The 12,204-nt window shown below is 49.5% G+C and carries 11 protein-coding genes; 6 read left to right on the forward strand and 5 right to left on the reverse strand.

Going from position 1 to position 12,204, the window contains the following annotated elements:
- The first annotated feature begins 79 nt into the window (after nt 1-79).
- The gene (locus tag HPS54_RS01375) at nt 80-1,084 is read left to right on the forward strand and encodes a class II fructose-bisphosphate aldolase (RefSeq protein WP_172343697.1); all 1,005 of its coding nucleotides are present in this window, start codon (nt 80-82) and stop codon (nt 1,082-1,084) included.
- Nucleotides 1,085-1,285: 201 nt separating this feature from the next.
- On the opposite strand, the gene HPS54_RS01380 is transcribed toward HPS54_RS01375, so the two are convergent.
- Both HPS54_RS01380 and HPS54_RS01385 read right to left on the reverse strand, forming a co-directional pair.
- Nucleotides 1,286-2,350, reverse strand: a complete 1,065-nt coding sequence (locus HPS54_RS01380; protein WP_172343698.1) for a DUF4831 family protein — start codon at nt 2,348-2,350, stop codon at nt 1,286-1,288.
- A gap of 25 nt (nt 2,351-2,375) precedes the next feature.
- Nucleotides 2,376-3,893, reverse strand: coding sequence for an NAD(P)H-hydrate dehydratase (locus tag HPS54_RS01385; protein WP_172343699.1), 1,518 nt, complete (start codon nt 3,891-3,893; stop codon nt 2,376-2,378).
- A gap of 85 nt (nt 3,894-3,978) precedes the next feature.
- Between HPS54_RS01385 and hpt the strand changes: the two genes are divergently transcribed.
- From hpt to pgeF, 4 genes are all read left to right on the forward strand, one after another.
- Entirely contained in the window at nt 3,979-4,518 is a 540-nt protein-coding gene (gene hpt, locus HPS54_RS01390; RefSeq protein WP_172343700.1) for a hypoxanthine phosphoribosyltransferase, read from the forward strand.
- A gap of 141 nt (nt 4,519-4,659) precedes the next feature.
- On the forward strand, nt 4,660-5,232 hold the full coding sequence (locus HPS54_RS01395) for an adenylate kinase (RefSeq protein ID WP_172343701.1): 573 nt from the start codon (nt 4,660-4,662) through the stop codon (nt 5,230-5,232).
- 57 nt (nt 5,233-5,289) lie between these two features.
- Nucleotides 5,290-6,459, forward strand: a complete 1,170-nt coding sequence (obgE, locus tag HPS54_RS01400; protein WP_172343702.1) for a GTPase ObgE — start codon at nt 5,290-5,292, stop codon at nt 6,457-6,459.
- On the forward strand, nt 6,456-7,235 hold the full coding sequence (pgeF, locus tag HPS54_RS01405; protein WP_172343703.1) for a peptidoglycan editing factor PgeF: 780 nt from the start codon (nt 6,456-6,458) through the stop codon (nt 7,233-7,235). The genes obgE and pgeF overlap by 4 nt, the downstream gene beginning before the upstream one ends.
- Nucleotides 7,236-7,285: 50 nt before the next feature.
- Here the strand turns inward: pgeF and HPS54_RS01410 are convergent, their stop codons facing one another.
- From HPS54_RS01410 to xylE, 3 genes are all read right to left on the reverse strand, one after another.
- Nucleotides 7,286-8,122 (reverse strand): bifunctional metallophosphatase/5'-nucleotidase, encoded by an 837-nt coding sequence (locus tag HPS54_RS01410; RefSeq protein ID WP_172343704.1) that lies wholly within the window; start codon nt 8,120-8,122, stop codon nt 7,286-7,288.
- A 15-nt stretch (nt 8,123-8,137) separates the two neighbouring features.
- Complete coding sequence (locus HPS54_RS01415; RefSeq protein WP_172343705.1) at nt 8,138-8,911, reverse strand: 5'-nucleotidase C-terminal domain-containing protein; 774 nt, start codon at nt 8,909-8,911, stop codon at nt 8,138-8,140.
- Between the two features lie 400 nt (nt 8,912-9,311).
- Nucleotides 9,312-10,772: a D-xylose transporter XylE gene (gene xylE / locus HPS54_RS01420; protein WP_172343706.1), complete on the reverse strand. Its 1,461-nt coding sequence runs from the start codon at nt 10,770-10,772 to the stop codon at nt 9,312-9,314.
- 184 nt (nt 10,773-10,956) lie between these two features.
- On the opposite strand from xylE, the gene HPS54_RS01425 reads away from it, so the two are divergent.
- Entirely contained in the window at nt 10,957-12,120 is a 1,164-nt protein-coding gene (locus HPS54_RS01425; protein WP_172343707.1) for a DNA polymerase III subunit, read from the forward strand.
- The last annotated feature ends 84 nt before the right edge of the window (nt 12,121-12,204 follow it).

Genomic DNA, 12,204 nt, shown 5'->3' on the forward strand with positions numbered 1-12,204 from the left:
CCCTTTGTATTGATAAATTAAAATATTACCTTTGTCTCGCATTTGAATTTGTTTAACATATAATATCAACTAAAAAATTATGGCAAGTTATAAAACACTGGGCTTGGTAAACACACGTGAAATGTTTAAGAGAGCCATCAACGGAGGTTATGCAGTACCTGCTTTCAACTTTAATAACATGGAGCAGTTGCAGGCTATTATCAAAGCGTCTTCTGAACTGAAGTCACCGGTTATACTTCAGGTGTCGAAAGGAGCGCGCAACTATGCTAACCAGACTCTTCTGCAGTATATGGCACAGGGAGCCGTTGAATATGCAAAGGAACTGGGCTGCGAGCATCCGGAGGTTGTTCTGCATCTTGACCACGGCGACAGTTTCGAGTTGTGCAAGAGTTGTGTAGACATGGGCTTCTCTTCTGTAATGATCGACGGTTCGGCTCTTCCTTACGACGAGAACGTAGCTCTTACGAAGAAGGTTGTTGAATATGCTCATGCTCACGATGTTACCGTTGAGGGCGAGCTTGGTGTTCTTGCCGGTGTTGAGGATGAGGTCGTGGCTGAGGAATCTCACTATACAAAGCCTGAGGAGGTTATCGACTTCGTTACAAAGACAGGTGTTGACTCGCTGGCTATCTCTATCGGAACAAGCCACGGAGCATATAAGTTCAAGCCGGAGCAGTGTACACGCGACCCGAAGACAGGCAAACTGGTTCCTCCTCCTCTTGCTTTCGACGTTCTCGATGCTATCATGGAGAAATTGCCGGGCTTCCCTATCGTGCTGCACGGTTCTTCTTCTGTTCCTCAGGAATATGTTGACATGATCAACGAATATGGCGGAAAACTGCCCGATGCAGTCGGAATACCCGAAGAGCAGTTGCGTAAGGCTTCGGCAAGTGCTGTCTGCAAGATTAACATCGACTCTGACTCACGTCTTGCTTTTACAGCAGCCGTTCGTAAAACATTGGCTGAGAAGCCGGGCGAGTTTGACCCACGTAAGTATTGCGGTCCTGCACGCGACGAGATGGAGAAGATGTACAAGCACAAGATTATTGATGTGCTGGGTTCTGACGGCAAACTTGCTGAATAACAGAAGGCATCTTGAAATAGCATAAAACAACCGGAGCAGTCTTGCAAGAAGGCTGCTCCGGTTGCTTTTTAGTATATGTATGCTTTTATGATTTTAGTCTTTCTTTTTGCAGTGCTGCGTGTCCGGAATGTGTTTCTGGGTTGCGGTCGTGTCGTGACATGGCGCTGTCGCGCTTGCAGATCGTGACGTTTGACGCCCCGCCTATTTCTTTATCATCTCTGTACTGATGTTCTCCACGTTGCCCGTTACAGGATTTAATATAAGGTTTGTGGTGAACTTCTTGCTGAACATATTGCTGTTCAGGGCTTCCACCATGCCGTATTGTGCTGCGTAAAGTTCGTATGCTGCCCACACATCGGTTCCCTTATAAAGTGTCACTCTTATTTTTCCGGGCAGGTTGACACATATCCCCGAGTCTTCCTTTTCTTTCTTGATCTCCTCTATAGTGGTCTTTATTACAGGCATTACGTGAAGGTCTTCCGTATCTATATAATAAGGTCTGCCTGCGAGGTCGTCGGCATCTGTGAAACCGATCTTTGACGAAAAGCGGAACAGAACCTGTTTTCCCGTTTCTTTTGAAGGTATGAATGTTATTACCTTTTCAATGGTGTCGGTTTGTGTCGTGCCGTCGAACAACTGTAGAAGTGCCGCTTCCTGCGTGTTAAGATTTTCCAGCATGATGCGCAACTGCTCACCGTCTTTAGGCATGAAGTCCGCCTGTCCTTTGTTAAGAAGGCTTTTGTTTTCGCGTATGTCATATATCTCGCGGGCACAGAGTTCTGCCATTTTGACCGTACTTCCGGCAGAAAGTATCTCCTCGTTCATGAAGTCGCGCGGATTAAGAGGCTTCACCTTGTTTGCCGGCTTGAATGCTTCCGGCTCTGTTGTGGTGCGCGTGTTGGTGGTGTTTACGGCAAGTAGCACTCCGTTCTCGTCTCTTTGGAGTGTCGATATGCTGTGTTTCGCGTCGTTTTTCGCCACATACTGTTTTGTAGAATCGGGCATGCCGAACGATGATATGTTGACGTTCAATATGCGGTATGTCGTTTCCGGCTCGAGCGAAACATCCATTTTACGTAGGTATTTCTCGGCATATTTGGCATATTCGCCCGGCGTATACGTCTTCTTTTCAGCCAATATGGAAAAGCGAAGTGCTGTTTTCGGGAGGAAATAAGTTGTACCCTGTACTGTCGGCATGTCGTCTTGCGCCATGGCAGAAGACATGAATAACAAGCCGATAACGGCTGTTGTTATAAACTTTTTCATAGATCTTACGGATTGTTTCCAGTTGTTATTTGTCCAGAAATGCGAATGCCTGTGGTATTTTTTCTATCAAATCGCCTGCCGTGAGGCTTTCCATTCCTTTCTCTTTTGCGGCAATGTCGCCGGCAATACCATGCAGGTACATTCCCGTAAGGCATGCTTCGGCTTGTTTGTATCCCCGTGCCAGCAGTCCCGTGATGATGCCTGTCAGTACATCGCCACTGCCCGCCGTAGCCATTCCGGCATTGCCCGTAGAGTTGAAGATGACTGTTCCGTCGGGCAGGCAGAGTGCCGAATGATGCCCTTTAAGTATTATATAGGCGTGCAGTTGCTGTGCCATGCTTTGTGCCTTGCACAGTCTTTCGTAGCTGTCTACATAGTGGTTGCCCGCCAGACGTTCGAATTCTTTGGGATGGGGAGTCATTATTATGCCTTTCGGAAGCTGTTGCAGCCATGCACGGTGGCTTGCCAATATGTTCAATGCATCGGCGTCAAGCACAATCGGAACCTGTGTTTTCCTTATTTGGGTGATAAGTGCAATGGCTGTGTTTTCATTCTGTCCCAGTCCCGGACCTATGCCGAGAGCATCGAATTCTTCCACGTCTATCGGTTCGGTGAAGTACTTGTCGTCCTTGTCATGATGCACGATCGCTTCCGGAACGGATATTTGCAGGATATCGTTGTTGCGCTTTGGTGTTCCTACCGTCACTTTTCCGGTTCCGGAACGCAGGCATGCCTTTGCCGCAAGAACGGCGGCTCCTGCCATCCCGTAGCTTCCGGCAATGAGCAATGCGCTACCCATATCGCCTTTATGTGCAAAGCTGTTGCGATGCAGGATGCGTGCTTTTATATCTTTTTCCTCTACCACCGAGTATGTGGCAGGTATGCTCTCGATACCGTCTTTGCTCAGTCCGATGTCGAGAATTTGCAGTTTTCCGATGAAGTTCTGGTTCTCGGGAAACATGAAAGAAAGTTTCTTTTGTTGTAGCGTAAGCGTCATGTCGGCTTTGATGATGTTTGCCCTTACGCTGTAAGTGTTGTCTTCTGACATCAGTCCCGACGGTATATCGATACTCACCACCTGCGCCGGAGACTGGTTGATGTATTTTACCAATGATGCGAAACCTCCTGCAAGAGGCTTGTTGAGCCCCGAACCGAACAGTCCGTCGATGACCAACATGCCCTTTTCAAGCCGTGGAGGGTCGAACTCGTTGGTTACTTCTATGAATTTCCTAAGTTTCTTGCAGTCCTGCAACCGCTTCTTGTTTATTGTGCAGTCTTCGGACAACGTGTTGCCGATATTGAACAGATATGCGGTTGTCCGATAGTCTTTTTCAGCCAGCATTCGTGCCACTGCCAGTGCGTCGCCGCCGTTGTTGCCCGGTCCGGCAAATACCACCACCGCTGTATCCGTGCCCCAAGACGCGGTAATGGCACGTGTGAGCGCATCCGCCGCACGTTCCATCAAATCCTCCGACTTTATCGGCTCGTGTTCGATTGTATATTTGTCAAGCTCCTTAACCTGAGCTCCGGTAAAAATCTTCATCGTTGCAAAAATACTAAATTAATACCAATCAGTGCTTATTGTTTGATATATTTTTAGTAATTTTGTGCCAAAATAAAAAGCAATTATGGCTGTTATAAACATTTTGGACAAGAAGTTTGAGACTTCTTATCCTGAAGAAGAGATACTAAAACGAGTCAAAGCCGTTGCCGACAGGATAAATACCGACATGGCAGGCAAGAACCCGCTGCTGCTTGCAGTACTCAACGGATCGTTTATGTTTGCTGCCGACTTGATGCGCATGATAACCATTCCGTGTGAGATATCTTTTGTCAAGCTTGCTTCTTATCAGGGAACCACATCCACGGGCGAGATAAAAGAGGTCATCGGAATTAACGAAGACCTGGCGGGAAGAACGGTTATCATTGTGGAAGACATCGTCGAATCGGGACTTACGATGAAGCGTATGATAGACACATTGGGCACCCGCAATCCCGAGTCTATACATATTTGTACACTGCTACTGAAGCCCGAAAAGCTGAAAATAAACCTCAACATAGAGTATGCGGCAATGGAAATCCCGAATGATTTCATCGTGGGCTACGGTCTTGATTACGACCAGCAGGGACGCAACCTGCGCGATATATACACTTTGGTAGAGGAATAATCCTTGCAGGGATGCGGCATGCCGTATCCCTATATTTATACCCTGACGGCATGTGCGGGCACCTTTTATTGCGGCGGCGCACAATGTCTGTATGTAAAAAAGTAATAGGTTTGGTTTTTAAATACAACAAAGAAAAGGACAATGAAGAATATTGTAATATTCGGAGCACCGGGTTCCGGTAAGGGAACACAGAGCGATCTCATTATCGACAAGTATGGACTGGAACACATTTCCACGGGTGATGTGCTCCGTAAAGAGATAAAGGCGGGTACGGAACTTGGTGTTACAGCCAACAAGTTCATATCCAACGGACAGCTTATCCCCGATGAACTGATGATCGATATACTGGCAAACGTATACGACAGCTTTGGCAGTGAGCATAACGGTGTGATATTCGACGGATTTCCGCGCACCATTCCACAGGCAGAGGCACTTAAGAATATGCTTGCCGAACGCGGGCATGATATTGCCGCGATGATAGAGCTTGACGTGCCGGAAGACGAACTGATGAAACGTCTCATCAACCGTGGCAAGGAGAGTGGTCGTTCCGATGACAATGAGGAAACGATAAAGAAGCGTCTTGATGTATATCACAACCAGACGGCTCCGCTCATAGACTGGTACAAGAAAGAGAGCCTGCACCACCACATCGACGGATTTGGCGACCTTGACCGCATATTCGCCGATGTCTGCGACGTTATCGAAAACGTATAATAAAGGTCAGTGCCGCCGCATTGACGAAACATATTCCGAAACCCCAAATCAATAATAATGGAATCTAACTTTGTAGACTACGTAAAGATTTATTGCCGTTCCGGAAAGGGCGGTCGTGGCTCCATGCACTTGCGCCACATAAAGTATCAGCCCAATGGAGGACCGGACGGGGGCGACGGAGGTCGCGGAGGTAATGTCTATCTGCGTGGAAACCATAACTACTGGACGCTGCTTCATCTCAAGTATCAGCGCCACGTACGTGCCGGACACGGTGGAAACGGAGGTCGCGACAAATGTCACGGTACCGATGGAAAGGACGAGTATATAGACGTGCCGTGCGGAACGGTTGTGTATGATGCCGAGACAGGTAAGTTTATATGTGATGTGATGCACGACGGACAGGTCGTTATGTTGCTCAAGGGTGGTCGAGGCGGACTGGGCAACTTTCAGTTCCGGACAGCCACCAACCAGGCTCCGCGCTATGCTCAGCCGGGCGAACCGATGCAAGAACTTACCGTTATAATGGAGCTTAAGTTGCTTGCCGATGTGGGTCTGGTGGGCTTCCCCAATGCCGGTAAGAGTACTTTGCTGTCCGCATTGTCAAGTGCACGTCCCAAGATTGCCAACTATCCGTTTACAACGCTCGAACCTTCGCTCGGCATCGTGAGCTATCACGACCGCCAGTCGTTCGTCATGGCAGACATACCGGGTATCATCGAGGGTGCCAGCGAGGGCAAAGGACTGGGGCTGAGGTTCCTTCGTCATATCGAGCGAAACTCGCTGTTGCTCTTTATGGTGCCGGGAGATACTGACGATATAAAGCGCGAATACGAGATACTTCTCAACGAACTGAGCAGTTTCAACCCTGAGATGACAGACAAACACCGTGTGCTTGCCGTCACCAAGTGCGACCTTCTGGACGACGAACTTATAGAGATGCTCCGCGAGACCACGCCCGACGATATACCCGTGGTGTTCATTTCTGCCGTTACGGGTCAAGGTCTTGAAGAACTGAAGGATGTGCTGTGGCGCGAACTGAACAGCGAGAGCAACAAACTCCATGACATCACGGCAGAAGACACGCTTGTTCATCGCGACAAGGACATGAGCCGTCTGTCCGAAGAGCTGCACATAGAGGGCGAGGACAACATTGAGTTTGTTGATGATGAAGACATCGAAGACATTGACGAACTCGACGATTACGAAATTGTCGATATAGACGAATGAAAGCCCCGGGGCTGACATATTATGATATTGCGCCGCAGGTTACGGCGTTCAGTTCCACCCGTCACGGCGGTGTAAGCCGCGGCGCGTATGGCAGTTTCAATATTAATCCTTATTGTGGAGATGCCTCAGAGGCTGTGACGGCAAACCGCGAGACTCTCTGTCGTCTGCTTGGCGTGGACGACAGTCATCTTCTTTTACCACATCAGGTTCATCGCACGGAGATTGCCGTGGTTGAACCTGATTTCTTTTCCATGTCCGCATGCCGTCGCAAAGACATACTCGACGGCGTCGATGCCGTTATGAGCAATGTGCCGGGCGTATGCTTCGGCGTGTCCACTGCCGACTGTATTCCTGTTATCATCTATGATACCGTGTGCCATGCGGCATGCGTAGTTCATGCCGGCTGGCGCGGAACTGTGGCGCGCATTGCCGAAAAAGCCGTTGCCGCCATGTGCCGCCGCTACGGCTCGTCACCGCATACGATGAAGGCTGTTGTCGGTCCCGGCATATCGGGCGATGCCTTTGAGGTAGGCGATGAAGTGTACGATGAATTCCTGAATAACGGTTTCAGAATGGACGATATATCGTTCCGCCGAGACAGATGGCATATAGACCTGCCCACGTGCAACCGTCTGCAATTGGTGGCTTCGGGCATTCCTGCCGGTAATATACAGATGTGCGGAATATGCACATATAACAATTCAGCCGACTATTTCTCCGCCCGAAGGCTCGGAACAGCCTCCGGACGTATCTTCACAGGTGTCGTTCTGAAGTGACGGCTGCCTGTTTGCCGTCACCCTATGCCGTTGCCTTACGGTTTGCGGTTCTACTTTTTATCGAATTTTATTTTCAGTTTGCCCACGAAAACGCCGTGTTTCCCGTTCTGGTCGTTAGGCACGGCAGTGCCGTCGAGGTTGTTCTCATATCGCAGTTCCTTGAAATACGAGTGGGAATGTCCGCCCAGTACCAGGTCTATGTTACGTGTTCCGCGCATCATCTCCGTGTCGTCCGTTCCCTTGATGTTCCAGCCCAGATGCGACAGGCATATCACCACATTGCACCGCTTCTCTTCCTTAAGCATCTTAGCCGTCTCGTTGCCCGCTTTTATAGGGTCTTTGTATTTCACGCCTTTACAGTTTCCGGCAAGGACAAGTCCTTCCATTTTGGGCGAAAGACCGAATATTCCTATTTTCAATCCGTTGCGGCGTATTATTACGTATGGCTTCACGAGTCCCTCCACCGGTGTGCCCGTAAAGTCGTAGTTGGCACATACAATGGGAAACTTTGCCATGCGGAAGAGCCTTGCCATGTTCTCCAGACCGAAGTCGAACTCGTGGTTGCCTATTGTGGCGGCGTCATATTCCATGAGGTTCATCAGTCCCACTTCAACCTCGCCCTTATATATATTATAATAAGGTGAGCCTTGCGAGAAGTCGCCGCTGTCCAATAACAGCAGTCCCGGGCACTTTGCGCGCTCCTGTCTCACCATTTCCGCACGGCGTATGAAGCCCCCGCGGTTGGCAATCATGGTGTCTGCCAGATTGGGGTTCAGCGGCGACACGCAGCTGTGCGTGTCGTTGGTGTGCAGTATTGTCAGTTCCTTCTGTGCCCTTGCTGCCATTGCCGCGGCACATATCATGCATACGATAAAAAGCCTTTTCATAATGTCCGTTCCTCCTTACTGTTGTTTTACGGTTATGCGTCCTTCTATCTTCGAGTCGGCGGCAATGCCCCTCTTCATCAGTCCGCTCATGTATTTCATTATTATAAAACGCACGTTGTTGTCGTCAGATGCCGGTGCGTTAATGTCTGTTCCGTCCTTGAACGCCAGCATCTTGTCGTTGCCCTGTGCCAGATAGTCGAGCGTTGCCACGCGATAGTTTCTGCTTTCGTCTACCTCCTCGCCGTTCAGTCGTGCGGACAGCAGGTGTCCCTTGCCGTCTATTACCAGTTCCACACCGTGGCTTACACCCTCGCCGCCTGTACCGGCTATTTGTCTGAACAGCTCCTTGACCTTCTTTCCGCTGAGCGTCATGAAGTATATCTTGTTGTCGAAAGGCGCCACGTCTGTCACATCGCCGTATGTCACGTTGCCCTCGGCAAATGCCGACCGTATGCCGCCGATGTTGTATACCGAGAAGTCGGGCTTCTCGCCGTAGTCCGCGCTGCCGTGTATCAGGATGTCTGCCAGCAGATTTGACAACAGGCTTTCAGGTCTGTCTGCCGCCATATATCTTGCCGATATGCCAACTACCGGACTTACGATGCTGTCCACCACCTGCTTGTAGGGGGTTATGAACTGTGCTGTCCCGTCGTTGCCTTGGGTGTTGTCATATCTGTTGTCTATAAGTATCCTGCTTCTTTCCACGCTCACCGGTGTGTAGTGAGACGAGCACGATGTGCCGCAGACAATTGCCGCGGCGATGAACGTGATGATGTGTTTCTTTTGCATGATAATGATGATGTTTAATCTGTTTTTCGGCTATGCAAATATACGATTTATTTCCGAAACGTAAACCGTATGGCTGTCACTTGTTTCCAAGAGGTGGCGTTTTAGCGTCTGAAAGATGCCCTTTCAGACGCTAAAAGGTGCCCTTTTAGGATGCAAAACACCACATTTTGGAACGCGTTTTGTAATATATTGATTTTCAGTGAGTTTTCAGCTGGGTGGAAAAGGATGGATTTTTAAAGGAGATAAAGGGAGATAGGAAAAGATATGTGGCTGTCGCCACGGAAGATAAAAGACAATAGCCTGTAATAAAAAAACAAGGCATTTGTCCTCTATCTTCCCTTTATCTTCTCCTATCTCCCTTTATCTCCTTAAAAAATCTTCCTTCTCTCCTTTTACAATCTCATCTCTTTTCTTTCCACAACTCGCTCATGTCCTCGAGCGTCTTTCCCTTTGTCTCGGGCACAAGGCGCCATACGAAGAATGCCGCTGCAACGCATATAATGCCGTATAGTCCGTATGTGAACCAGTGCCCGAAGTTAGGATCGCTGTCAAGACGCATGTTGAACATCGGCACGAAGGTGGCACTTACAATCCAGTTGAACACCCATTGGAAGGCCACGGCTATCGCCACGGCGGCACCACGAATGGTGTTGGGGAATATTTCCGCTATGAGCACCCAGCAGATGGGACCCCACGACATCATGAACGAGGCACTGTATATCATTATGCTCAGCATAGTTACGATGCTCATATTGGCGTCGCCGAATGTCAGAGCCACTCCGAAAGCGCCGAGCGCCATGCCTGCCGAGCCGGTGATGAGCAGCGGCTTGCGTCCCCATTTCTCCACGGTGAACACGGCAACGAGCGTGAAGAGTATGTTTACGACACCCATTACTATTGTGTTGACCATCGGGTTTGTCATGCCCATGTCGCTGAATATGCGCGGTGCATAGTAGAGTACGGCATTGATGCCGACAGCCTGCTGGAATACGCTGAGCATTATTCCGATGAATATCACGAGCCAGCCGTATGTGAAGATATGTTCCGTTTTCTCCGTTATGGTGTTCTTTATATCCTCGAGAATGTCATGTCCTTCCGCCTTGCCGTTTATCTTCTGGAGTATGGCGAGTGCCTTGTCGTCACGGTTTATCATCACAAGATAGCGCGGTGTCTCGGGCACGAAGCATATCAGCAGGGCGAATAGTCCGGCAGGAACAGCCTCGCTTCCGAACATGTAGCGCCAGCCCGTGGATATTGTCCATGCGGCCTCGTCGGCGTTTAGAATGCGCATTGCCTCGATGACGGGATTGACATTGTTGCCGAGGATGACAAAGTTCACGAAGTATACCACCAGCTGACCGAAGATAATGGCAAACTGGTTCCACGACACAAGGGTTCCGCGGATGTCCGACGGGGCAACTTCGGCGATGTACATGGGGCATATCGCCGATGCCAGACCAACGCCCACGCCGCCTATTACGCGGTAAATGTTGAACGCAACGAGAAGGTTGAGCGTCGGAACGCCATGTTCGAAGAAAAGAAACTCGGGTGTCATGCTGCCGAGAGCGGACACGAAAAACATCAGTCCGGCAAAGATCAGCGACCTTTTGCGTCCCCATCTCGAGGCAAGAAAGCCCGAGATGCCGCTACCGATGATACATCCTATAAGGGCGCTTGCACAAGTAAAGCCGTGCCAGGCGTCGGTATAGGCAAAGTCGGAAGCGCCGAGGAAAAATGCCTGAAGACCTTTTTCGGCACCGGAAATCACTGCTGTGTCGTAGCCGAAGAGCAGTCCGCCCAATACGGCAACCATTACGATAGAAATAAGGTAAGCCTTGCTACCTGTCTGATTTTTACTCATTGTTATTATAGATTATTGATTTATTTCCTTGTCCTTTAATACGTTTATGCCCGTTGTTTCCCCAATATTTATTGACGTTTCGGTAAGAAAGACAGATATTTTTAGTAAATTTGCAACCGTATGTGCACATATACATTGAAAATATGAAGGCATACGGCGACAATGAGAACACAGTATACGGGCGATGAATTTCAGTGAGGTAATAGGGCAGGACGAAGTAAGGCAGAGGCTCGTGCAAATGGTGCGCGAGGATCGTGTGCCTCATGCCATGATGTTTTGCGGACCTCACGGCTGCGGCAAAATGGCAGTGGCAATGGCGTTCGCGTCGTATCTTCTTGGCGAAGGACGACAGCCCGAAGACGGTACCGAGATGCTTCCCGAGTCGGCGAGGCACAATGTTGAGGCTATGCTCGCAAAGTGGTCGCATCCCGACCTGCACTTCTCTTATCCCGTTATACGTCCTGCCGGTACCGCATCGGAACATAAGATGACGAGCGACGACTTCGGAAAAGAATGGAAAACGATGCTTGCCGAAGGACCGTATTTTACCATCGACAAATGGCTCGGGGCGATGAATGCCGCCAACCAGCAGGCACAGATTGGGGTGGGAGAGAGCGACAGCATTATCAGGAAACTCAGTCTTAAGTCGAGTCAGGGCGGTTATAAGATATGTATAATATGGCTGCCCGAGCGCATGAACGGTGAGTGTGCCAACAAACTCCTCAAGATATTGGAGGAGCCGCCGCATCGTACGGTGTTCATGATGGTGTGTGAGGAACCGGGAAAACTGCTCGAGACCATACGTAGCCGTACGCAGCGCATAGACATAAAGCGCATAGCCGTGGAAGACATTGCCCGCTCACTGGTGGAACGCAGACTGGTAGACGAGGATACGGCGGTGCGTATAGCCCGTGTTGCCGACGGCAGTTGGATAAAGGCAGTTGAAGAACTTGACACCGGAAACGAGAACCGAACGTTCCTTGACATGTTCATAATGCTGATGAGACTGGCATATAAGCGCGACATAAAGAGCCTTAAGAAATGGAGCGAGGCGGTCTCCGGATATGGCAGGGAGAAGCAGAAGCGCATGCTGGCATACTTTCTGAGACTGGTAAGAGAGAACTTCATGTATAACTTCCGTAATCCCGAACTGGTGTACATGACACGTGACGAGGAGGACTTTGCACGCAATTTCGCACGGTTTATAAACGAGGCAAATGTTATGGAACTGTCGGAACTGTTCGGAAGGGCTATTCGCGACATCGGTCAGAATGCCAATTCCAAGATAGTTTTCTTCGATATTGCACTTAACACCATCGTAATGTTGGTGCAGGGAAGCCGTCAGTGACGTCGTTGCGGTGATTTTTTTACATATATATATAATGTGTCGACGCCAAAGAGCGTATTTGTCAGCATGGTTTGACATTGATGT

Origin of the sequence: Xylanibacter caecicola, from assembly GCF_013166515.1 — a bacterium.
GTDB lineage: Bacteria > Bacteroidota > Bacteroidia > Bacteroidales > Bacteroidaceae > Prevotella > Prevotella caecicola.

Bases quoted from the DNA above. Each gene is read 5' to 3' on its own strand.
- HPS54_RS01385 (WP_172343699.1), bottom strand. From the start codon at position 3,893: ATGAAGATTTTTACCGGAGCTCAGGTTAAGGAGCTTGACAAATATACA.
- HPS54_RS01395 (WP_172343701.1), top strand. From the start codon at position 4,660: ATGAAGAATATTGTAATATTCGGAGCACCGGGTTCCGGTAAGGGAACA.
- pgeF (WP_172343703.1), top strand. From the start codon at position 6,456: ATGAAAGCCCCGGGGCTGACATATTATGATATTGCGCCGCAGGTTACG.
- HPS54_RS01425 (WP_172343707.1), top strand. From the start codon at position 10,957: ATGAATTTCAGTGAGGTAATAGGGCAGGACGAAGTAAGGCAGAGGCTC.
- obgE (WP_172343702.1), top strand. From the start codon at position 5,290: ATGGAATCTAACTTTGTAGACTACGTAAAGATTTATTGCCGTTCCGGA.
- HPS54_RS01410 (WP_172343704.1), bottom strand. From the start codon at position 8,122: ATGAAAAGGCTTTTTATCGTATGCATGATATGTGCCGCGGCAATGGCA.
- xylE (WP_172343706.1), bottom strand. From the start codon at position 10,772: ATGAGTAAAAATCAGACAGGTAGCAAGGCTTACCTTATTTCTATCGTA.
- HPS54_RS01375 (WP_172343697.1), top strand. From the start codon at position 80: ATGGCAAGTTATAAAACACTGGGCTTGGTAAACACACGTGAAATGTTT.
- hpt (WP_172343700.1), top strand. From the start codon at position 3,979: ATGGCTGTTATAAACATTTTGGACAAGAAGTTTGAGACTTCTTATCCT.
- HPS54_RS01415 (WP_172343705.1), bottom strand. From the start codon at position 8,911: ATGCAAAAGAAACACATCATCACGTTCATCGCCGCGGCAATTGTCTGC.
- HPS54_RS01380 (WP_172343698.1), bottom strand. From the start codon at position 2,350: ATGAAAAAGTTTATAACAACAGCCGTTATCGGCTTGTTATTCATGTCT.